At 67.1% G+C, this 21510-nt stretch carries 16 protein-coding genes and 2 pseudogenes; 6 read left to right on the top strand and 12 right to left on the bottom strand.

What is annotated here, in order from left to right; genetic code table 11:
• Positions 1-360: 360 nt before the first annotated feature.
• Positions 361-2586 carry a hypothetical protein gene (locus OV079_RS02745; protein ID WP_267766054.1) on the top strand — a complete coding sequence of 742 codons (2226 nt, stop codon included), beginning with the start codon at positions 361-363 and terminating at the stop codon, positions 2584-2586.
• 217 nt (positions 2587-2803) lie between these two features.
• On the opposite strand, the gene OV079_RS02740 is transcribed toward OV079_RS02745, so the two are convergent.
• Positions 2804-3565 (bottom strand): tetratricopeptide repeat protein, encoded by a 762-nt coding sequence (locus tag OV079_RS02740; RefSeq protein ID WP_267766053.1) that lies wholly within the window; start codon positions 3563-3565, stop codon positions 2804-2806.
• Positions 3566-4150: 585 nt separating this feature from the next.
• On the opposite strand from OV079_RS02740, the pseudogene OV079_RS02735 reads away from it, so the two are divergent.
• Positions 4151-5526, top strand: a pseudogene (locus tag OV079_RS02735) (IS3 family transposase); the annotation flags it as partial.
• 118 nt (positions 5527-5644) lie between these two features.
• Here OV079_RS02735 and OV079_RS02730 read toward each other — a convergent pair.
• The 4 genes from OV079_RS02730 to OV079_RS02715 all read right to left on the bottom strand — a co-directional run bounded on the left by OV079_RS02730 (position 5645) and on the right by OV079_RS02715 (position 9804).
• Positions 5645-7519: a serine/threonine-protein kinase gene (locus OV079_RS02730; protein ID WP_267766052.1), complete on the bottom strand. Its 1875-nt coding sequence runs from the start codon at positions 7517-7519 to the stop codon at positions 5645-5647.
• A gap of 21 nt (positions 7520-7540) precedes the next feature.
• Positions 7541-8143, bottom strand: coding sequence for an RNA polymerase sigma factor (locus tag OV079_RS02725; protein WP_267766051.1), 603 nt, complete (start codon positions 8141-8143; stop codon positions 7541-7543).
• A gap of 216 nt (positions 8144-8359) precedes the next feature.
• A complete protein-coding gene (locus tag OV079_RS02720) occupies positions 8360-9319 on the bottom strand; it encodes a hypothetical protein (RefSeq protein WP_267766050.1) in 960 nt (319 codons plus the stop codon).
• A gap of 287 nt (positions 9320-9606) precedes the next feature.
• Positions 9607-9804, bottom strand: coding sequence for a hypothetical protein (locus tag OV079_RS02715; protein WP_267766049.1), 198 nt, complete (start codon positions 9802-9804; stop codon positions 9607-9609).
• A 45-nt stretch (positions 9805-9849) separates the two neighbouring features.
• Here OV079_RS02715 and OV079_RS02710 point away from each other — a divergent pair, with 45 nt between their 5' ends.
• From OV079_RS02710 to OV079_RS02700, 3 genes are all read left to right on the top strand, one after another.
• Complete coding sequence (locus OV079_RS02710) at positions 9850-11748, top strand: DEAD/DEAH box helicase (RefSeq protein WP_267766048.1); 1899 nt, start codon at positions 9850-9852, stop codon at positions 11746-11748.
• 168 nt (positions 11749-11916) lie between these two features.
• Complete coding sequence (locus OV079_RS02705) at positions 11917-13086, top strand: AfsR/SARP family transcriptional regulator (RefSeq protein WP_267766047.1); 1170 nt, start codon at positions 11917-11919, stop codon at positions 13084-13086.
• The gene (locus tag OV079_RS02700; RefSeq protein ID WP_267766046.1) at positions 13002-14822 is read left to right on the top strand and encodes a hypothetical protein; all 1821 of its coding nucleotides are present in this window, start codon (positions 13002-13004) and stop codon (positions 14820-14822) included. Before OV079_RS02705 ends, OV079_RS02700 begins: the two co-directional genes overlap by 85 nt.
• Before the next feature lie 266 nt (positions 14823-15088).
• Here OV079_RS02700 and OV079_RS02695 read toward each other — a convergent pair whose 3' ends face one another.
• From OV079_RS02695 to OV079_RS02665, 7 genes and pseudogenes are all read right to left on the bottom strand, one after another.
• The gene (locus OV079_RS02695; protein ID WP_267778437.1) at positions 15089-15469 is read right to left on the bottom strand and encodes a DUF6339 family protein; all 381 of its coding nucleotides are present in this window, start codon (positions 15467-15469) and stop codon (positions 15089-15091) included.
• Positions 15470-15632: 163 nt separating this feature from the next.
• Positions 15633-17007: pseudogene (locus OV079_RS02690) on the bottom strand (IS3 family transposase); the annotation flags it as partial.
• A gap of 506 nt (positions 17008-17513) precedes the next feature.
• Positions 17514-17852: a hypothetical protein gene (locus OV079_RS02685; protein ID WP_267766045.1), complete on the bottom strand. Its 339-nt coding sequence runs from the start codon at positions 17850-17852 to the stop codon at positions 17514-17516.
• Positions 17849-18826, bottom strand: coding sequence for a hypothetical protein (locus OV079_RS02680; protein ID WP_267766044.1), 978 nt, complete (start codon positions 18824-18826; stop codon positions 17849-17851). The genes OV079_RS02685 and OV079_RS02680 overlap by 4 nt, the downstream gene beginning before the upstream one ends.
• A complete protein-coding gene (locus tag OV079_RS02675; RefSeq protein WP_267766043.1) occupies positions 18823-19320 on the bottom strand; it encodes a hypothetical protein in 498 nt (165 codons plus the stop codon). Before OV079_RS02675 ends, OV079_RS02680 begins: the two co-directional genes overlap by 4 nt.
• Before the next feature lie 204 nt (positions 19321-19524).
• On the bottom strand, positions 19525-20337 hold the full coding sequence (locus tag OV079_RS02670; RefSeq protein ID WP_267766042.1) for a hypothetical protein: 813 nt from the start codon (positions 20335-20337) through the stop codon (positions 19525-19527).
• A 20-nt stretch (positions 20338-20357) separates the two neighbouring features.
• On the bottom strand, positions 20358-20666 hold the full coding sequence (locus OV079_RS02665) for a hypothetical protein (RefSeq protein WP_267766041.1): 309 nt from the start codon (positions 20664-20666) through the stop codon (positions 20358-20360).
• 228 nt (positions 20667-20894) lie between these two features.
• On the opposite strand from OV079_RS02665, the gene OV079_RS02660 reads away from it, so the two are divergent.
• Positions 20895-21437, top strand: a complete 543-nt coding sequence (locus tag OV079_RS02660; RefSeq protein ID WP_267766039.1) for a hypothetical protein — start codon at positions 20895-20897, stop codon at positions 21435-21437.
• Positions 21438-21510 lie beyond the last annotated feature (73 nt).

The following is a 21510-nucleotide window of genomic DNA, read 5'->3' as shown; positions in this document are numbered from 1 at the left end:
GATCGGTCCGCCACGTCCGGCGCGGCGTCGACCGCCGCGTCCGGCAGTCGAAAGCGCTCCCACGCGCCACGTCCCATGCTGCTCGACGCGCCACCCCGTTGGGATCTACCTCGTGGCGCTATATTGAGGGCAACATGAGCAACCCAAAGATCCCAAGAACCCCGGCCCGCCGGTGCAGGGGCGGCTGCACGCAGCGCACGACTCGTTCGAGCACTCGCGTCGGCTGGTTGCTGCGCGGATGGCGAAGATTGCCGCGCAAAGGACCACTGAGGCGGCGCAAACGTCCGAGGCGCACGCGCGCGAGGCTACCGTTGCGGAGAAACCGTCACGGAGCGAGCATGACGGCGCTCGCAACCGAGAATGACGCACCCTGAACCCTCACCGGACCTGATCCTCCAACTCCGGCGCGCTTGTGACGAAGCCAACCGCGCCGTCATCGACGCGATCGAGAAGTACGAGGGCGATCTCGGCGAGCAAGCGAGCGCGATCGTAGACGCCAGGCGGGAGCACTTCCTCGACCTGTGCGACACCCTCGCCGAGGCGCTTCTGCGTGTGGGCGACACGACAGACTATCGCGCTCGATACCATGCGGACTTCTCGGCTTACCTCCGCGATTGGACCGATATCATTGACGATGCGGTCAAGTTCCCGTCGCTGCGTGAGCTGAGCCGGCGCTGGGACGCGGGACCCAATGGCTCGCCGCACGCGCTTCCGCCGATCGTCGCCGAGTCGGACGCCGATCCGGCGGCCGCCCTAGACGCGCTCTTGCGCGAGCTGTTTTCCTCGACCGCCGACCTGCGGATCTTCCTCAGGTACATGCCGCAAGGAGTAGAGCTCATTCAGCACGTGCCCGGCGACAACACACCCGTGGCGCACGCTGTGTTCACGGCGTGCGAGGTACTGCGCGTACGCGGGCTCGTACGCGAAGCGGTACGCCGGCTCGCCGAGCACCGTCCGTCGCAATTCGAGCTCATCCGGGCGGTCGCCACGCGCTTCGCCGTCGATCTTCCTACCGTAGGACCAAGCACCCCGCCGGCCTTGCCCGTCCCGGAGCCGGCCGCCGTCGCGGCCCCGCCCGTCACGCCGCCCTCGCCGAGCGCCCCGCCCACATCACCCGTCCGGGAGTCTCCCGTCGATCCGCCACCGCCTGTCATGCCGCCGCCAACCCGCGAGCGGGGAGCGGAGCGACCGCAGGATCTCCGCTTCCCCTTGTTGAGCGAGCTCCTGTCGTTTCCGGGCGGGCGCTGGCTGCTCTCTGGCACCGCGGCGCGCGTGCGGCGATTTGGACGCGCGGTGACTATCCTCTACATGCTCTTCGGTGTCGTCGCGCTCGCGCTCGCCAACGCCGCCGGTGCGGCGTGCGTCAAGGTCGTCGTGGACGCAGGCGAGCGCAGCGACTGGTTCATCTACGGCTATCTCGCAGAGCTACCGCATGGCCTGTGGTACCTGACGGGAGCGCCGCTGTTCCTGTTCGCGTTCGGCGTATTTCTCCAGCGCGCGACCCTGTACTTGAAATCGGCGGCGGAGACCCGGCGGCTTGAGGTCGCGGGCTCGTCAGACAACGGACCGCGAGAATCGGCGGTTGTGTGGTACGCCAGGATCAATCGCCGCGTATTTCGCGTGCTGACACCGCTCCTCTCCCTGCTCGCGGCGACGCTCGTCGTATACGGCGAGTATCAGAGCTGGAACCACATGGTGTTCGGTTGGGTTCAGGCCCGCCAAGCTCCGCTGCTGGAGGGCTACTCGCTCGGCGAGCTGAGTGCCGGCGGGATCTCGCCGCTGCCAATCGAAGCCGACCTGTGCCCCGCCGACCGCGACGACTGCTTCGTCCGCACGATCACCGGCGGCTCGCGCGACGAGCACCAGCGCGGTTGGTTCCTCCCCTTCGTCGGGATCGGGCTGCTGATCCAGACGACGTTCGTCTTCATATGCCTCTATGCCGTGGCCAAGCTGCTCTTCTTCATCGGCGTGCATGTGTCGGCGATCAGCGAGATGGGGCGGCTCAAGCTACGGCTCGATTTCTCCGACCGCAATCATCGCATGGGGCTCGGGCGGCTCGACGAGCCACTGCTGGCAGCGCTGTGGCTCGCTGCGATCGGCGGGATGTGGTCCTGCCTTGTATGCCTGTCGAACAACGAGAAGGGCTCTCGCTTCTTTCTCGCCGGCCCGGCGCTGGTTCCGGCCAACCTGTCCCACGGCGTCGGATTATTCATCAACGTCGTCCTGTGGATCGCGCTGTTCGGCGTTCCCATCTGGTACTTCGACTTCGCGTGCCATCAAGCCCTGGCGCGCGAGCGGAGGAAGCTGGACCAGGCGCATGCTGAGGCGAGTGCGGACGAGAAACATGGCCTCGAAGCCAGGTTGAAGCTCGTCGACGAACAGCGCGCACGGCCCCACCGGCTGCGCCTACTGCTCGTCGGATGGAGCATGATCATCCTGTCAGTGCTGCTCCCGATCCTTCTCTGGGTCGGTTCATCCTGGCACCCGGTCGAGTTCCTGCGCGGCGTGCTCGCTCGCCGGCTCCCGCACGGCGTCTGTTACATCCTCGGGCACGTCCCCGAGATCCCGCGACAGCCGCGAGCATGAACGAAGTGGACGCCCGACCCCGCGACGGACTCGCACGGCGGGCTGTGCCTCCTGCGCGACGGCGAGGTCGGCCGGCATGCACCCGCGGCGGGGCTCACGCCCCGCCTAAATCCGGGCCCTGGAACGCGAGCCGCTCCACGCGCGATGCTTTTCGAGCTGCTGGCCTCGCCGGCCATCGACCTCGGCGCGGGCGGCGGCTCCTTTCGCTACCGGAATTCTACATCGCCCGTCCCTTCTGTTCGCGTTTCCACCGCGGCGCATTGGTCCACATGTTGAGCCGGGCGGGGGCCGGAGTACGCAACGGCTCACTGATGGCCGCCGCATCCGGATTCTCGCCGAACCATCGCTCGAGCTCCGCACGATAAACGGCGCAGTAATAGCACGGTTCGCGCGGATGCTCGAGCTCAAACTCCGATGCGCGGATCAAACGGAGCGCCCGCTCGCGCTCGAGGCCCGCGCCCCACAGGGCGAAGCCGAGAGCGAGCCGAGTCTCCGGCAATTCGTGCGGCAGGTCGAGGGCCGGGTTGCCCTCCCGCAGAATCAGCGCTTCTTCGAGGTACTCCGCAGCCGCGCGAAAGTCCCGGCGAGCGAGTTCGACCTGCCCGAGTCCAGTCAACGACTCGGATAGAAACGTCGTCACAGGGAAGAAGTAGTACTCGTTGAGCGCGATGCACTCCTGGAATACTTCCGTCGCCGCGGTCAGGTCCCCAGCGTGAAGGAAAGCTCGGCCGAGCGCGTTGTAGTTCGACATCGGACCATAATCGCGAGACGAAATCTGGTGGCCGAACATCTCGATGCTCTCCGCAAGCCAAGCGGCCCCGAGCTCGGGGAAGCCGCGCTCGACCTCGATCTCGCCGCGACCGCCGAGCGCGATCGCCTGGTAGGGCGAGCCTCGCCCGTAGGTCTCTATCGCCACCTCTTGCAGTTGAAGGAATGCCGCCTCGGCAAGGTCGAGCTGTCCGAGGTTGGAGAACAGCATTTGGGCGATACCCCCTACCTGACAATGTCTTGTGAGACACGGTCCCCGCGAAGTTTAGAGAGCAGGGCGAGTCCGTGAATCCAGAGCATGAGCAAACCAACCATCCAGAGAAGCGGCAACCCGGAGCAATCGAGTAGGCGTTGTGTGAGCAGGACGAGGTCGTTGGCCGCCGATGCAACGAGTCAGCAACGGCGTAGTCTGGTCGAAAGTCTTGCTGCGCCTGCGGCGGCATCGAGCACCAGGAGGGTTTTCCAAGAGAGCGGCAGCCCGGAGCAATCGCGTAGGCAGGGTGTGAGCAGGACGAGGTCGTCGGCCATCGATGCGACGAATCAGCAACGGTGTAGTCCGGTCGAAAGTCTTGCTGTGCCTGCGGCGACCACGAACATCAGGCGCGCCTTCAGAAACGAGGAGCAACGAGGAGCCGTCGAGTAGGCGGGATGAGAGCGGGTCGAGATCGTCGGCCGGCGATGCGACGAGTCAGCAACGGTGTAGCCCGATCGAAATCCTTGCTTCGCCGGGTTCGATGCCCCGCGAAGAGCACCTGAGGGTGGAGTTCTACCTGGAATCGGGCGATGCAACGGAGGCATGGACCTGATGGCGACTCAAGCACGAGAGCCTAACCCCGAGACCGCCGAGAAGACGCCGCGACGCCGCTTCACGCCCGCGTACAAGTTGAAGATCCTCGCGCAGACCGACCACGCGAGCGAGGGACAGATCGGCGCCATCCTGCGCAAGGAGGGCCTGTACAGCTCGCTGTTGTCGACCTGGAGGCGCCAGCGGGACGAGGGTACCCTGGGGGCGTTGAAGCCGAAGAAGCGTGGACCGAAGCCGAAGCAGGACCCCGAGCAGAAAGAACTGGAGCGCCTGCGCCGCCGGGTGGCGCAGCTCGAGCACAAGCTCGAGACGGCGGAGCTGATCATCGACGTCCAAAAAAGTCTCGCAATTGCTCGGGATCCCGCTCGCGACGATCGAGCCGTCCGAGAAGACCTGATCGCGCAGGCGGGCGAGCTGTCTGAGAGGACAGGTCTGCGGCAGGCGTGCGAGGCGCTGGGCGTCTCGCGCGCCACCGTGTACCGCCGTCGCCGCCCCGCGCCGGTGAAGTCGCCGAGACCGCGGAGGACGCCGCGAGCGCTGAGCCCTGGAGAGCGCCAGGAGGTGCTGGAGATGCTGCACAGCGAGCGCTTCGTCGACAAGGCGCCCGAGGTCATCGTGGCGCTCCTGCTCGACGAGGGGCGCTGGGTGTGCAGCGCGCGGACGATGTATCGCCTGCTCGCGCAGGATGGCGAGGTCCGGGAGCGCCGGCAGCAGCGGCGGCACACCGAGTACAAGCGCCCCGAGCTGCTGGCGACCGCGCCGAACCAGGTGTGGTCGTGGGACGTCACCTGGCTGCGAGGACCGACCCGGGGCCAATACTACTACCTGTACGTCCTGCTCGACATCTACAGCCGCTGCGTCGTCGGCTGGACCCTGGCGCACCGCGAGAGCGCCGACCTCGCCGCGCGCCTGCTCCGCACCACCTACGACAAACAACAATTAGACCTGATCAATTGACCATTCACGCCGATCGCGGCGCCGTCCAGACGTCCCGCGAGCTCGCCGACCTCTACCAAGCCCTGGGCGCCCGCCGCTCGCACAGCCGGCCCCACGTCAGCGACGACAATCCCTACTCCGAGGCCCACTTCAAGACCCTCAAGTACACCCACGACTACCCCGACCGCTTCGCCTCCTACGACGAAGCACACACCTTCTGCGCCCGCTTCATCGACGGCTACAACCACCACCACCGTCACTCCGGCATCGCCTTCCTCGCCCCCGCGGACGTGCATTACGGCCGCACCGAGGCCGTCCTGTCCGTCCGGACTGCCGCCCTCCACGCCGCCTACGCCGCCCACCCGGAGCGCTTCGTCCATGGAAGACCCACGCCGCACCGGCCTGCCGCCGCGGTCTACATCAACCCTCCGGGCCGCCCCGAGCGCGGCCCTCGCGAGTACGAAGTCCATGTCCTTACGGACAGGTGCATCGCGATGGATCCACCTTCGGAGCACCTCTCCGGTGAAATCTCACATTCACTAAACCTGATCAGCACCGTGTCTCAAAGTCATTGACAGGCTCCGTACCCGTCATCGGGCGCAGCCTCCGGCGCGAATTGGGTCCGACCGCGTCCTTGAGCTTGCGGACGGCCGCGCGGTTGATGGCGAGCGCCTCCTCTATCCGGTGCTTGCGACGGGAGATTCGAGCGCGCTCGATGTCCACCCGCCCGCTGTATACGTCAGGCAGCGACTCACGCTCGATCAGCACTTCGGCGTCGTGAGCGCTCGCCATCGCCTCATCGTACCGCAGCAGCTTGAAGCCGAGGACGTGCGTGCGCATCGCCGCCGCCTCGACGGCGATGTCGTCCGCCTTGTGGGTGAAGGCCAACTCGTACGCCTGCTTGAGCACGTCCGCGGCGGCCCCAAGCCGCTCACGCCACACGAGACTGGTGCCGTACAGCGTCAACGCCCGGCTCAGGAGTCGCGGATCGCCGGCACGATGGATCTCCGGCAGGAGCGCCTCAATCATGTCGCCGGCCTCGCGGCGACGGCGGATCAGCTCGAGGGTTTCGGCCTCGGCAAGCCTGCGGCGTAGCGGGGCGATGTCCCGTATCTGCACGAGGATCGAGCGGTCGCCGATAGTCGCGCCGAACTCCGAAGCGGCTCGACAAGCGTCGGCTTGCGGGATGTCCACAAGCAGCGTAACGACGTCGACGGCCGTGACGGTCATGTCGGTCTCGGCCAGGCTGAGCATCGCGCCGAGGCGGCTGCGAACGTCCTCGAGGCATGTCCTCTGAGCTAGGTACTGCTCGGAGCCAGTCACACCGCCCATAGCCAGGGTACATAGCTCTTGGCTAACGCCCTGGTATCCGGCGCGCAACGTATCGATCATCTCGTCGATCCGCGGGGCCTCTGCCGGAAAGCGGAGGTCGAGCAACTCGCGTCGGCGGTCGAGGTCGAGCACGTCGAGATCGTCGCGCGTCGCCTGGCACGCGGCTTCGACGCTGAAGCGCTCGCGGCTCAGTAACATGCCGAGGCTGAGGCCGATGATCAGGAACAGCACGGACGACAGGATGATCGCTGCGCGACGGCGTGATTTGGGCTGCAGAACGCGAAGTAGTTCGCGCATAGAGGCCCATCGCGTCTCCGGCTGCTCTTGCAGGCCGCGGCTGAGGGCACGGACCAGCCCCCGAGGCACCGGTGGCGCGCGTACGGGAAGTAGCGACCCGCCGAGCGCCAGCCACAAGGCAGCACAGAAGGCGTACTGGTCGCTTCGTTCCGTCGCTCGCCCTCCGGAACGGAGTTCGGGGGCGCTGAAGGGGCTGTCCAAAAAGTAGGTGGAGCTTGCTCCGTCCCTCGGCGCCACTTCCTCCTGTCGATCTACGTACCGCCGCGCCAACCCGAAGTCGGCCACCTTGACGTTGCCCGCGCCGTCGACCAGCACGTTCTCGGGCTTTAGGTCGCGGTGGATGTACCCCCGCGCGTGGATCTGCGCGAGCCCCTCGCCCGCGGCCAGGTACGCGCCGAGGATCTCCGTCCACGTGCGGCCGGGCTCGGCTTCCCAGCGTGCGAGCGTCGTCCCGTCGACGTACTCCATCACGACGTACAACGACTGGTCGACGCTCGCCACCTCGTACAGCGTGACGATGTGAGCGTGCTGGAAGTTGGCCAGGGCCTTCGCCTCGGCCATGATCGCGGCACGTGTCTCGGCCGTCGCGGTCTCGTCAAAGACCTTGACGGCGACGTTTCGGTTCAGTTCGCCGTCACGGGCGCAGAAGACAGTCCCGTAGGCCCCCTCTCCCAGTTCCTCAATGATCTCGTACTTGCCGACAATCGGGTTCGGCGCGCCGAGCAATCGCGCGCGCACGAGGCTGAGGCCCAGCTCCGCGGACAGACCGCGGGTCTCTTCGTCGTCGGTCGCCACAACGTCACCTCTTGCGGCGGATCAGGTCCCGCAGACTGGCCAGCCAGGCTTCGATGTCCCCCGATTAACGGGGCGAGCCAGGAAGCGACTCTTGGACAGCTTCTTGAGCAGCTTCTCCCGGCCCTGCTGGGCGCGCGATCTCGTGGTACCGGGCGGGATCTCAAGGATCACCGCGATCTCATCCATCGAGCAGTCCTCCCAGTAGTGAAGCTCGAGGACAATCTGCTCTTTCAGCGGGATCTCGCGCAATGCCTGGGCAAGGCGCGTGTGCTCACGCGAGCGGCTGACGAGGCTGCTCGGAGAGGCCCCGAGATCGGCCAGCCCCTCGAGGTCGAAGTCGGCTGATTCACGCACGTGCTTGCGGAGGTGGTCAATCAACACGTGATGCGCCACGCTAAACAAATACGTACGGAAGGACGACTCGCCGCGAAAGTTGGCACGGTGCTTACAGATCCGCTCGAACGTCAACTGGCGCAGGTCGGCGCCGTCGCGGAACAGCTTGTTGCGGAAGAACCGATCGAGCGCGTCGAAGTGACGATTGATCAGCTCGCTACCAGAGGCCTTGTCGCCTTCGTTCCAGCGCCGAACCAATCCGTAGTCACTCAGTGGGTCCTGGATCGCCATGGAGGGGGTCATGCTCCCGGCTGACGTCTTAGCCTAGGTGCTGGATGGAAAAATCTTGCCGCCGGCTGCTTGCCGCCGGGCTGCGCCGCGGGCTCGCCCGCACGCGGGCGACGGCCTCGTAGCTCGAAATAGCGCGCGCTGGACTGGGTCGCCGAGTAACCCCTTCTACGTCTGACGACCAGCGCAGCTTCGCGCGCTGCGCTGGTCCTCGATTCGTCACGGAGTGAGCACCAGTGCGCCACCCAGACAACGACCAGCGCCGGAGATGCTGGTCGACGACGTTCCGCCGCCAAGGAACATCCTCTGGCCCTCCCGCCAAACGCCGACCCATGCATTCGAGGCGCCGAAGTTGCCGCTGACTCGGGTCAACGCACACGGCAGATCGTGAAAGCTTTCGAGTGAAAAAGGCTTCTTCGCCTCCCCCTGCTTCCACTTGAGCTCGGAGGCCGCGGGGTCCGGTCCGCCGGCACCGCCGACCCAGGTCGCACACACGGCGCTGGCGCGCGCCGGGCCGGGCGACAACTCGCCCCTCGACCCACCAAGCACCCAACCGCCGTTGAGCTGAAAGAGCGCCACGCCGTCGCCGGCGTCCCGGAGCGGCCCACTGATCTCGGTCAGGAAGCAAACACGTCTCCGCAGAGACTGGCCCTCAAGCTTACGCACGAGGCCGAGCCCTACCGGATCTCCATCCCTGATCCAGGACACGATCCCATCCGTCCCTTGCGAGGTGTCCCGCGCCGCGAACTCCTTACGGAAGCAGTTCACCGAGAACGACGAGGGCTCCCCCTTCCCTTCCGCGTACCAGACACCGTTCTCGGGCCACACCCGGACGCTGTCCGTTTCTGCCGCGAGCTTGCCGTGGACCTCGCTAAGGTAGCAGGTGTTGCTCGAAGCGTACGCCAGGGCGACCTTGCCCTTGCCCTTACTCCATACGGTACTCGTCATGTTCGCCTCGCCCTGCGCCGCCGGCCTCAGGCTGTCCATAAGCGCCAGCGACTCCGCAGGAGGCAGTTCGCGCGGAGTTGCCTCCTGCTCGACCGTATCCTCCGCTTCGCCACCCGACGTCCCGCTCCTGCTCGTCGTCGACCCTCCGTCCATGCCTACGCCGTCCGCGTCCGCTGCGTCGCACGCCGTGAGAATGGCCAGGATAACAGTACTCGTCACCAACGTTCGCATGATGTCCTCTCTCCTCGTCTTGCTCGCGGCTTCGTCGACTATTGCCGAGGCGTCTCCTCGGGCGAGTGTGTCGTTCGAGCGCGGCCGTATCGATGGACGTCTCGGGCCGCCTATTGGATTGCCTTCTGTCGATCACGGCCCTGGCCCATTCAGCGGGCCCGGTTCGGCGGGTTGGAGAGCGGTATCGCGCCACCGGGCCTGGAACTCGTGTTATCCGCCGGGCAGGTAGGGAGGCGCTTCTCAGGGAAGAGGCCCATGGAGCCAGCAGAGGGTAGCAGCCCCCACGCTCACATGTACAGCACCGCGTGGGGTCGGAGAGCGCGTGGCGCCGGACCGGAGATCATGCACGAGGAGCGGGGGCCGATCGCCGAGGTGAGGGCGCTGAACTCGCCGAGCACCACGCCCGGATCCTCGGCCGACAGGCGGGCCTCCGCGTGTCTGCCCTCGTCTGGACCTACCTCGCAGCGGTGAGGTTCCAGTATCATTCGCGCGTGCCCACTGCGTCCGCCGTCACGTGGCTTAGCCAGTTTTTGACCGACCAGTTCGACGCAGACGAGTTGCGGCGGCTCGCCTTCTCTCACGGTGGGTCGGAACTCTACAAAGCATTGCCTCCGTCGCCCAGTTCTACCGCTCAACTTGCCTTCGACCTCGCCCAAAGGCTTGGGGACCGCGGCCTGCTCAATCGCGACTTCTTGGCCGCGTTGGTCCGCGTGCGACCCACCTTCAAGGACGTACTGGTCCAGCAACATGAGCTCTTCGGCGGAGCGTCGACGCTGAACGACGACGCGCGGGCCTGTACCGAGAATGTCTCACCGCTCGGGCCGTCGCTGACGGCCCCGAAGGTCCCCGGCTCCTACTTCGACGATGTCCGAGACAGGCTGAACCTCAAGACCCTGCGCACCTGCCAGAAGGAGGCGTTCTGGGCCCTTGCCGACTACTACGGCTCGGGCAGTCGGAGCGCTGCGTGCGTGATGGCCGTCGGCGCGGGCAAGACGGCGCTCGGCATCGCGGCAGTACTCGCGTTCACGCGGCGCCGGGCACTTATCGTGTCCCCGGGCAACATCATCCGCAGTACGTTCGACAAGGCGCTCGATCACACCGCACTGGGCAACGTCCTCTACGGCCTGCCTGGCGGCCCGCTGATCCCCGGTCTGCGCCCGCCCGCTGTTTTGACGCTCGACCGCGACGAGGGGCCCTTCCGCGAGATCGCCGGCGACGCGCTCAGGGCCGCTGACATCATCATCACCAACTTCCATTTGCTGGGCACCGGCGGCGACGCCGACGACCTGCTCGCCAAGCTCGCGCCGCACGACATCGACCTCATCGTTGTCGACGAGGCGCACATCGCCGCCTCCGAATCCTACCAGCGCCTATTCGCGCACTTCTCCGGTGCCCGGACCCTGCTCATGTCGGCCTGCTTCCAACGCCTCGACGGCAAGCCCATCGATGCTGACATCGTCTATCGCTACCGCCTCATCGACTCGATCGCAGACGGCAACGCGAAGAACCTGCGCATCCAGCGCTTCGCGCCGGAGAGCGACGAAACCGTCTATGAGATGGTCTGGCCCGACGGCGCCCGGGAGGAAATCGTCGGGCGCGAGGCGCTGCTCGCCCTGATCGGCGACGAGCGGAAGCTCGGGCGGATCGTGGCGAAGTCTGACGCGTCCATCCGCCAGGTGATGTGGGTGGTCAGGGACTGCCTCGACCGACAGCGCGAGGTCCTCGCCCCGGTCAAGCCGCGGGTCCTCTTCTCGGCACTCGGCGAGTGGCACGCCGCGCAGATCACACGCATCGCCAAGGCGTACGGGATCGCCGCGGCCTACCTGCACCACGCCATGACCGATCGCGCGATTGGCGCGGTGCGAAGTCGCTTCGAGCAAGAAAGCGGCGACCTCGACGCCATCGTTCAGCTCAAGATGCTTGGCCAAGGATACGACTTCCCGCCAATCAGCATCGTCGTGCCGATGCGTCCATATGGCTCGTTCTCGGAGTTCTACCAGTTCGTCGGTCGAGGGATCCGCGTGCTGCTTCACCCCGCGGTTGTTGGCCGTGTCGGCCCGGACCAGCAGTTTCTCGACGTCGTGTACCACGCCGAGTTCGGGTTGGACGGCCACATCGACACCATCTACCGCGAGAACGACATGGACTCGTCCACGGTCCACACCTCGCGGACCTGGGGCAAGTCCGGGCCCGGCGATCTGCCCGGGTCGACGGGTGTGGACACGGCCACGCGTCCGGACACCTTCGTGTTGTTCGAGCCGGGCTCCATCATGAGTCGTGTGGTCCACGACCAAGCCCGCGTCGAGCAGCGGCGGCTCGAGCGGGAGCGGGAGGCCCTCGCCGCCCGATACGCGGCATACGCATCCACCTCGGACAACCCCGTGCCCTTTGACAAGTTCACCCAGCTCCTGAAGGTGATCAGTGAGTAGCGAGGCCGCCCGCAGGATCGCGGCTCAGGCGATCGAGGCAATCCAGCAGGGCGACTACGCGAAGGCAGCCGGCCTCTGGCGCAAGGCCCTCGAGGCCGAACGCCGCCTCGCGACCGCGACGACAAGTTCGGGCTCCGGTACATCGAGGGCCGGCTCGGCGACGCGCTAATGAACGCGGGCGACGCCATCGAGGCAGAGCGCGTGCTCGCGGCCTCCGTTGCCGCAGGTTCCAACATCCCGGCGACGATTGGGATGCTGCACCAGTTGTGGCTCGCCGGAGACGAGTACGACAAGGTCGAGCAGGCCGTTAGGACTGACGCGGAGAGGGTGCGAAAGGCACAGGGGCCCTTCTGGCACGACGCGAGCCTGCTCGTGCGACTCGCGGATCGGGCCGTCCAATGGGCCGAGGCGGGCCGTGACCACAAGGATCCGCTCGTCCGCGCTGAGACGCTCGCCCACGAGATCGGGAACCGCGACGTTGAGTGGCTCGTGCGCCACAGGCGAGGCCTCGCCGCGGAGGCCCTCGGCGACACGGATGGGGCCATCGCGTGCTACCGCACGCTCATGAACGAGGGGTGCGACCACGAGGAGACGATCGAGCGGCTCCTGATCCTCCTCGAGCGGACCGGTCGCAGTTCCGACGCCCTGCAGATGTCTACCTCGCTAGCGACGCGGCTCCGTCCAGGGACGCTCCGCGACAGCGTGGCGAAGCGCGCGACGCGTCTCGCCAGAGAGGTCGGCAAGGTGCCGGCAAAGGCGCGCAAGCCCAAAGCCATCACCCGACAGACCTTCGGCGCCCGCGTGGCCCTTACCGAACTCCCGACCGACGTCCTGGCCCTTGAGGACACCAACAACAGATCCGCGAGGTTCCATGCTCTCGACGCACTCACCGGCCGTTTGCTCGCTGCGAGGCTCGCCGGCCAGCCAGTAGCGACCGGGCAGAGTAACAGCGACCGGATCGGGATCCCATCGCTGACGCATGAAGAGCGCGCCCTCATCGTCGAGGCGTACTCGGTCGAGCGGATCGAGTCGCGCGGATCGTGGTTCATCCCCGACGAGATCCGCGTGCCGGGCTCGGTCATGGACCCGAACCGAACGGAGATGGAGCGTGGACGCTCAAAGGTGAAGGGCAACCCGGAGGCGGTTTACCTATGGGCAGTACTCGCCCCAGCATTTGCAGCAATGCACTCGCCGATCGAGGTCAGGAGCGCGTTGGGAGTTCGCCAGCACAGCAGAAGGCCCAGTGGCAGGGCGTGTACGACCTGTTTGAGCAACTCGGCGTGGACGTCCGTATTCTCATGGACCCAATGCGTTACGGCGGCGGTTGGTCGCGGTTGACCGTCGATCAGCGCGTGGCCGTCGTCACGCGTCTCACCGGAGCGCTGTCGGAGTGGGCGCCGGAGGCCGCCCGGCGCTGGCGCGCCCTGGTCCTGCGGGACCTCGTTCGCGCCTACTACGCAAAGGCGGATGCCGACGGTCGGGCGCTGCGCACGCGCGTCGTCACTGCGAACCTCCGACTGGGCCTCGTCGCGTACTTCGGGGGCGACTGGCTTGCCTTCCTCGACTACCTCGGCGAGGCCCCGCACCCCGACGAGCAGATCGCTACCGCGCTCCCTGAGCCTCGCGTGCTGGTCGCGGGCGCATCGAAGGCCGCGGCCGCGGCAGCCGCCCTCGGCATCCCGCCTGAGGAGGCGGCCAAGATCGCCGCCTCCTACTGGTCGGCCGACTCCGGGGTCTCGCCCGTGGAGGACCGCGTGGTCGCCCTGAAGCGCTACTGGGCGACCTTCGACGAGGTCCACGCGCACCACGCGAAGGGCATGCCATCACTGTGGGGCCTGGTGGCCGAGCAGGACCTGCCAGTCGACCACGGTGGGTTCGACGACGGGCGATCGACCCCGTACGCGTTCGCGGCGCTCCTGCCGCCTGATCTGCTCGGCGAGATCAACCGGCTGTGGGGCCGCCAGATGTCGCCGACGAGCCCGGACGTCGTCATCAGCAACCCATCGCCTCACTACACCGTGGCACAGGCCCTCGGGCCCGCCCTGAACTTCTGGCATGGCGTCGCCCTGACGGCATGGTTCATCTGCGAGGGCCCGTACAGCCGCACCAGCCTCGAAGACGCCACCGAGTACTACGCCAGGAATCTCGCCGAGCTAGAGGCACTTGGGGCCCCGGTGGACCGCGCACTCTTTTCTGACCTCGTCGCGGGGAAGCGCCACCTCCGGCCGCGAGCCCGACGGTACAAGGACGAGGGCCCCCGCACCAACGGTCCTGCGATCGTCATCACGATGTCGGTCGACGGCGACCAGTACGACGGGTTCGAGCACCTGCGCGACGTGATCACGCGCTACCGCCGCGCCTGGGCAACGACCTATCTCGACGTTTACCTGCGGCGCCGTTGGGACGCCTCGATCCGTGATGCCTCGGTCCTGTACCACCGCCTCCTGAACGAGAAAGGGCGACCGCCTACGCTCAAGGTCTACGGGCGGAAGGTCGCGGCCACGACCAACGCCTGGTTCGGCGGCGACGTATCGATGCTCTACGCGGCGATCGGCGAGAAGTGCCCCGGTGCCGTGCGGGCCGCAGTCCGCATCCTGCCCGCCGACCCGCGCACGCTCTGGCTCGGCATCGCACCACTCGTCCCCGCCCTGCCCGCCGCCAAGGGAACAGACGAGGAGTCGAAGCGGTGGGACCAGCTAACGCTGGCTGCGTCCATCGGCCGCTTCGCGTACCGATGGGTCGCCGTGTGGGAGACCCTCGGCCGCGAGCCGACCCTAAAGGAGGCGGGGTCCGGACCGTTCATGACCGCGCAGACCGTCCAGCTCCGCTACGAGAACTACCGCGAGTACCGGGTGTTCGGACTCGACCCCGACCAGGCGTATGACCGCTTCGCTGAAATCACCCGCCAGGCACTCGCAGCCCCACCGCCCGACCCGCCGACCCTCCGGACGTATGAGCGCGCGCCGGACACCCGGATGACGATCCCAATCGAACTGCCGTCGCCGCAACCGCAGTCGACGGGGCTTGTCGGCCGGCTTTTTAGGTCGCTCCGAGGCAGTCGCCGCCAAGGCTGAACTCCTGGCATGGGACCGGTGTGTACACCAGTGCCATGCACTCCCCGCGATCGCTCGAGGTCGCCAGAGCTATAGCGCGACGGGAGCGTTGCTCGCCAGCGGGCAGCACTCGACCCAAGACGCCGCTAGTCATCGGAGCGACTCAAGCGTCAGCCGCGCCGACGAGCACGCCGGCCGTGGCGACCTTTCGCGTCGTCGTGATGGACTGCATGGCGACCTGGCCCGCCGGCCGCGAGACCGTCACATGCGCCCTGCCTTGGCACGCGTCACCTCATCGCGAGGATCTCGGCGATGTCGGAGTCCGACAGCGCCTCGCGTGGGAGGAGCGCCAGCTCTCGGTAGAGCTCGCGTACAGCGCGGGCTACCACCTCGCCCTGCTCTTCCGCAAGAACCTCGGCGCACGCTTGAACCGCCGGGAAGTAGTGGGAGAGGCTCCGCACGAAGATCGCGGTGGCACGGGCCTGGCCGCTCAGGACCTTCCGAGTGCGCTCGTAATCGCCGTCGGCGCCCGAGGTCAGCTCGGCGATCCACCACAACCGCGAGTAGTAGTTGCTGTCCGGCCGCGTCCCTGGCCGCCAGAAGCGCGAGCGGAAGGTCTTCTCCTCCGCTCGCCAGCGACGCCGGATCAGCTCAGGCGCGACGACGATGGCGAGGTAGCGGAGCCTGTCAATGACTTTGAGACACGGTGCTGATCAGGTTTAGTGAATGTGAGATTTCACCGGAGAGGTGCTCCGAAGGTGGATCCATCGCGATGCACCTGTCCGTAAGGACATGGACTTCGTACTCGCGAGGGCCGCGCTCGGGGCGGCCCGGAGGGTTGATGTAGACCGCGGCGGCAGGCCGGTGCGGCGTGGGTCTTCCATGGACGAAGCGCTCCGGGTGGGCGGCGTAGGCGGCGTGGAGGGCGGCAGTCCGGACGGACAGGACGGCCTCGGTGCGGCCGTAATGCACGTCCGCGGGGGCGAGGAAGGCGATGCCGGAGTGACGGTGGTGGTGGTTGTAGCCGTCGATGAAGCGGGCGCAGAAGGTGTGTGCTTCGTCGTAGGAGGCGAAGCGGTCGGGGTAGTCGTGGGTGTACTTGAGGGTCTTGAAGTGGGCCTCGGAGTAGGGATTGTCGTCGCTGACGTGGGGCCGGCTGTGCGAGCGGCGGGCGCCCAGGGCTTGGTAGAGGTCGGCGAGCTCGCGGGACGTCTGGACGGCGCCGCGATCGGCGTGAATGGTCAATTGATCAGGTCTAATTTGTTGTTTGTCGTAGGTGGTGCGGAGCAGGCGCGCGGCGAGGTCGGCGCTCTCGCGGTGCGCCAGGGTCCAGCCGACGACGCAGCGGCTGTAGATGTCGAGCAGGACGTACAGGTAGTAGTATTGGCCCCGGGTCGGTCCTCGCAGCCAGGTGACGTCCCACGACCACACCTGGTTCGGCGCGGTCGCCAGCAGCTCGGGGCGCTTGTACTCGGTGTGCCGCCGCTGCTGCCGGCGCTCCCGGACCTCGCCATCCTGCGCGAGCAGGCGATACATCGTCCGCGCGCTGCACACCCAGCGCCCCTCGTCGAGCAGGAGCGCCACGATGACCTCGGGCGCCTTGTCGACGAAGCGCTCGCTGTGCAGCATCTCCAGCACCTCCTGGCGCTCTCCAGGGCTCAGCGCTCGCGGCGTCCTCCGCGGTCTCGGCGACTTCACCGGCGCGGGGCGGCGACGGCGGTACACGGTGGCGCGCGAGACGCCCAGCGCCTCGCACGCCTGCCGCAGACCTGTCCTCTCAGACAGCTCGCCCGCCTGCGCGATCAGGTCTTCTCGGACGGCTCGATCGTCGCGAGCGGGATCCCGAGCAATTGCGAGACTTTTGGACGTCGATGATCAGCTCCGCCGTCTCGAGCTTGTGCTCGAGCTGCGCCACCCGGCGGCGCAGGCGCTCCAGTTCTTTCTGCTCGGGGTCCTGCTTCGGCTTCGGTCCACGCTTCTTCGGCTTCAACGCCCCCAGGGTACCCTCGTCCCGCTGGCGCCTCCAGGTCGACAACAGCGAGCTGTACAGGCCCTCCTTGCGCAGGATGGCGCCGATCTGTCCCTCGCTCGCGTGGTCGGTCTGCGCGAGGATCTTCAACTTGTACGCGGGCGTGAAGCGGCGTCGCGGCGTCTTCTCGGCGGTCTCGGGGTTAGGCTCTCGTGCTTGAGTCGCCATCAGGTCCATGCCTCCGTTGCATCGCCCGATTCCAGGTAGAACTCCACCCTCAGGTGCTCTTCGCGGGGCATCGAACCCGGCGAAGCAAGGATTTCGATCGGGCCACACCGTTGCTGACTCGTCGCATCGCCGGCCGACGATCTCGACCCGCTCTCATCCCGCCTACTCGACGGCTCCTCGTTGCTCCTCGTTCTGAAGGCGCGCCTGATGTTCGTGGTCGCCGCAGGCACAGCAAGACTTTCGACCGGACTACACCGTTGCTGATTCGTCGCATCGATGGCCGACGACCTCGTCCTGCTCACACCCTGCCTACGCGATTGCTCCGGGCTGCCGCTCTCTTGGAAAACCCTCCTGGTGCTCGATGCCGCCGCAGGCGCAGCAAGACTTTCGACCAGACTACGCCGTTGCTGACTCGTTGCATCGGCGGCCAACGACCTCGTCCTGCTCACACAACGCCTACTCGATTGCTCCGGGTTGCCGCTTCTCTGGATGGTTGGTTTGCTCATGCTCTGGATTCACGGACTCGCCCTGCTCTCTAAACTTCGCGGGGACCGTGTCTCACAAGACATTGTCAGGTAGGGGTAGCGCCACACGCCGACGTCCGCCGCCTCGCGCCGGTGAAGCCGCAGGCTCCTGTGGATCTCGACCGCCAGCCGACCGTCGGCTTCGGCCTTGACCTGCCCGCTGCTGGACGCTCGTTCGACGACCTCGCAGAAGGCCTCAATGCTGATCGAGCGCTCGATCTCCGCGACGAGGCCGGCGCACTCCTGCTCGGACCAGTTCGGGCGCTGTCCGTGCAAGAACTCGCTCGTCAGCAACCGGCGCCCCTCGGGGAGTAAAGTCCGCAGGATCACGAGAGCGCCTCCGCGAGAAGACGGGCAGTCCTGGATTGGTCGTCGCGCTGGAGCGCCGCGTTGATCTCGAGCACGAAGCTCGCAGGCGTCTCCGTCGCCCGTTCCGCGAGTTGTTGCACCTCGGCTTCGAGCTCGCCCCGCGGCGCGCCGAGCCGCTTGGCCCATAGCCGCAGAACGTTCTCCTGCCACGAGGACACATCGCCCTCGCCGTCGAGCCACGCGCGCGCCGCATAGAGCAGCAGCGCGGGCCAGATTGCCGCGTCGAGCCGCTCGTAGAGCGCATCGCGGACGGCCGCTCGTCGTCCCTTCGCCGAGGTGTCATGCAGCGCGCGCATCACTTCGGGTTGCTCCTCGTTGAGGAGCAACCGCGGCGCTCCGCTGTCGAGCTGCAAGAAGAACCAGTTGGCGCGGTCGGCGGGCGGGACCTCCTGCGCCTCGGAGAAGCGCTTGCGGAGCACCTCGAGGTTGTCGCCCACGCGAGGCTTCGGCTCGTCGATGAGGACGGTCCAGGGTTCCCCCGTCGCCAGCCACGCGCCGCGCCTCCAGGCATAGCCGGGGCGCCGGGTGCCGCTGCTGGTACGCACGAGATACGGCGTGACCGCGACTTCGCCCCGGAGTTCTTCACGTCGCGCCGCGAGTATGCACTCGTAAAGGCCCGCGGTCGGGTCCGCGAGCGTGATGCGGTGCGAGCGCGACAGGAACGCCTCGCGGCACCGCAGCGCGAGCACCAACGCCACCGGCGGTCGCGGCATCTCGTCGGGATGCACCACCCTCTCAAGGATCTGCGGGTTCAACTCGAGGTGAACCGCGAGCGTCAGCTCGCGCCACTCCATCCCTGCTGTCAACAGCGAGCCCGACGCGAGCTCGCCGCGCGCCTGGCCATCGACAGCCGCCCGGACCGAGCGGAATTTCACCCCCTCGCGGTCGCACGCATACGGCATGAAGCGAGCGATGTGCCGGCTCTTGGAGCTCATGCGCCTCCCTTCGCCAGGAGCTCGCCCCGGATCTCGAGGCCGAGTTCGCAGAGCTGATGAGGGTCCGCCAGCGCCTCGCTGACCCCGGAGAACTTGAGAGCGTCGACGCTGGCGCCCGCCGAGACAGCCACGGTCCCGTCTTCGCAATGCTGGAAGCTGCCGCGCTTGCCCTCGCGGAGGGAAAACTCCGCGATCCTCAGGCGCTCGACCTCGACGCCGTCCTCCCCGAGCATCTTCAGGGCGATCGTTGCCGTCCATGCGCGACCGGACGTGGTCAGCTCCACCGCGCCCGAGAAATGCCACTGCCCTTCGCTGAAACTCGCCTCGAGCCCCTTGAATTCGAACGGACTGGCGCCGGTCGGCGACGCGGGGTCGCCTACCCCGCCGAGCGGGTAGCGCCGTTGCAGCAGTTCGGGCCCTCGTTGGGCTTCCGTGGTCGCCGGCGACAGGAGCTCGCGCACCTCCTTCCGCACCTCTTCGAAGAGCTGGAACAACTTCGCGCCCCTCCCTGGACGTAGTCTTCCTTGAGTCGCGGCGTCACCTGCCACTCGTCATGGCCTGGCGGCTCGCTCGTGCGGAGGAACGCCTCGGCGTACCGGTCACTGTCCGTAGCGCTCTTGGGGCCCGCCCTTCGCCGCACGACAGAATCGCATGGAAGCGCCGTGCGCCCGCCGGATCGACCGGCAAGTACTTCACGATCATTCCGGGGCCCCGGAAGATGGCAACCGTGTTATCCAGCTCACTAGGTCTCTCGGGCTCTGCGAGCCGAACCACGAGCTCGCACTGCCCCCGGTGCTCTGGACGCTCTTTTTCTCCTCCCGACGGCGTGGCAGATGGAGCGAGATCGATCGGCGCGCCACGTCGCCAGGCTTCTCGAGGCGGCCCTTCGCCTGATCGCGTCCCTGCCATGCAATCACGAAGGGACGAACCTCGTCTGTCGGGACCACGGGCTCGCCCCCGACGACGATCCGCAGCGGGCGAGGGAAGTGCATCGCTGGCCAGAAGAAACGCGCCGCGCTCTCCCTGATCCGCTGGAGGAGCTGGGCGGCGTCCTCCACAGCCTCCTGCGTCGGGTCCCGGAAGCCGACCACGAGGATCGTCGTCCCCGTGACCTCCGACGGCCGAGCGAGCCGGAGGCGCTTCGCCAGGCCGAGCGCCTGCTGGTCCCACAATGACTCCGCGCGCACGCCGTTCTCGACGCGGACGCAACGACCGAACCAACCGGGACCGCTGAAGCGGCGCTCGTCCACCGCGTGGCTCGGCAGCTCCACCCGACCGATCAAGCGATGCCGGCCCGCATGCTCGCCCGAGGCGAGGCACGAGTGGAACACGACGGTCGAGAACGCCGAGAACCGCCAGTACACCGACTTGCCGAGCCCGTAGCTACCTCCGGCCGCCTCGCTCTGCTTGTGGCTGAAGAGGGAGTCGCGGCACAGCGCACAGAAATTCGACTCGCTCTCGTCCTCGCCTCCGACCAACCCGGACGTATCCCGGTCCTCGACTCGCAGCAATAAGAGCGGGCTCGATCCACTCAAACTGTCCGCGAGAGCGCGGAATTTCCGGACCCCTTCACGGCCGCCGCTCCCTGAATGTGGCGGACGAGCGTGTCCCACTCGATCGCCGCGCGGAACTCCTTGAGCTCCGCGCCCTTCAGCTCCTCGACGTCGAAGTGGACTTCGGCTCGCGTGCTCCCGGACCTCAGGCTCTGATCGTTCGCGTTCTGCAGAGCTTCCCGCACGAACGTGTGTAGCGTGCCTGGGAACGCATACTCGGCGGGGTCACCGCCCCGGCGCGCACCCGAAGGTGGCAACGCATCAAACTCCCACCGAGGGGCCTGCATCGTTCCTTCATCGCACGCCGGATACCCGGCGGACAAGCTGCGAAGCTGCTGTCGCACGCGACCTTCGTCGCTGCCTCGCTCCCGGACTCATGACAACGGGGGCAGACCGAGCGAAAACGCTCGATCGGTCGTGCTGCATCCATCAACGGGCGTACTCGCGCCAGGTCGCGGGGGACCGAAGGGCACACGACGGGTCAATGCCGCGCAAATTCTCTATCATCACGGTCGATGTTCGACGAGGAGGCCGAAATCCAACTCGGTGTGAGCCGGAGAATCCGGGTGATTCGATCCTGGGGGTGGGGCGCGCACGACGGACAGCGGATTTCGCCTGCAGATGCGGCCGCGATCGCGGATGCGTTGTTGCGGGGCTCAGTGGGGACGTACAGATTTCGTGAACTCATCGCCGCCCTGGCCGCCGGAGGCCGCGATCCCCGACCTGCCCTCGAGCGGCTGCTGGTGGACAACTTCGTGTTGATGGAACTACCCGACACCCACGGAGAGTGGCAAGGGCCCGGCGTGAGGCGGCTGGAACAACCCGATCCAGCGCTGGAGCGGGCGGCGCGCAGTGCGCTGACCTGGGTCTCGGTCACCGTCGTGGACGGCGACGAGCCGGGGCGCTCCTTCGCCGGTGCGCAGTTCAAGCTGCGACTCCCCGACAACTCCGTGCGGGCCGACGCGCTCGACGGTGCCGCCGGCGTGCGAGTCGAGGACATCGAGACGGGCAAGTGTCGGTTTGAGCTGACCGACGTGCCCCGCACCCCGGGGCCGTGACCACCCTTCCCGCAGGACCGAACGATGCCGACGGATGCCGACATACTGGTCACGTGTACCCACGCTGAGTGCT

Origin of the sequence: Nannocystis pusilla (genome assembly GCF_026626665.1) — a bacterium.
Lineage (GTDB): Bacteria > Myxococcota_A > Polyangia > Nannocystales > Nannocystaceae > Nannocystis > Nannocystis pusilla.
Note: the sequence above shows the minus strand (reverse complement) of the source record. Positions and strands in the feature narration are given on the sequence as shown.

What these genes read in the sequence shown, in the direction of transcription:
- OV079_RS02745 (WP_267766054.1), top strand. Translation starts at nt 361, where the DNA reads ATGACGCACCCTGAACCCTCACCGGACCTGATCCTCCAACTCCGGCGC.
- OV079_RS02740 (WP_267766053.1), bottom strand. Translation starts at nt 3,565, where the DNA reads ATGCTGTTCTCCAACCTCGGACAGCTCGACCTTGCCGAGGCGGCATTC.
- OV079_RS02725 (WP_267766051.1), bottom strand. Translation starts at nt 8,143, where the DNA reads ATGGCGATCCAGGACCCACTGAGTGACTACGGATTGGTTCGGCGCTGG.
- OV079_RS02720 (WP_267766050.1), bottom strand. Translation starts at nt 9,319, where the DNA reads ATGCGAACGTTGGTGACGAGTACTGTTATCCTGGCCATTCTCACGGCG.
- OV079_RS02715 (WP_267766049.1), bottom strand. Translation starts at nt 9,804, where the DNA reads ATGATACTGGAACCTCACCGCTGCGAGGTAGGTCCAGACGAGGGCAGA.
- OV079_RS02705 (WP_267766047.1), top strand. Translation starts at nt 11,917, where the DNA reads ATGAACGCGGGCGACGCCATCGAGGCAGAGCGCGTGCTCGCGGCCTCC.
- OV079_RS02680 (WP_267766044.1), bottom strand. Translation starts at nt 18,826, where the DNA reads ATGAGCTCCAAGAGCCGGCACATCGCTCGCTTCATGCCGTATGCGTGC.
- OV079_RS02665 (WP_267766041.1), bottom strand. Translation starts at nt 20,666, where the DNA reads ATGCAGGCCCCTCGGTGGGAGTTTGATGCGTTGCCACCTTCGGGTGCG.
- OV079_RS02660 (WP_267766039.1), top strand. Translation starts at nt 20,895, where the DNA reads ATGTTCGACGAGGAGGCCGAAATCCAACTCGGTGTGAGCCGGAGAATC.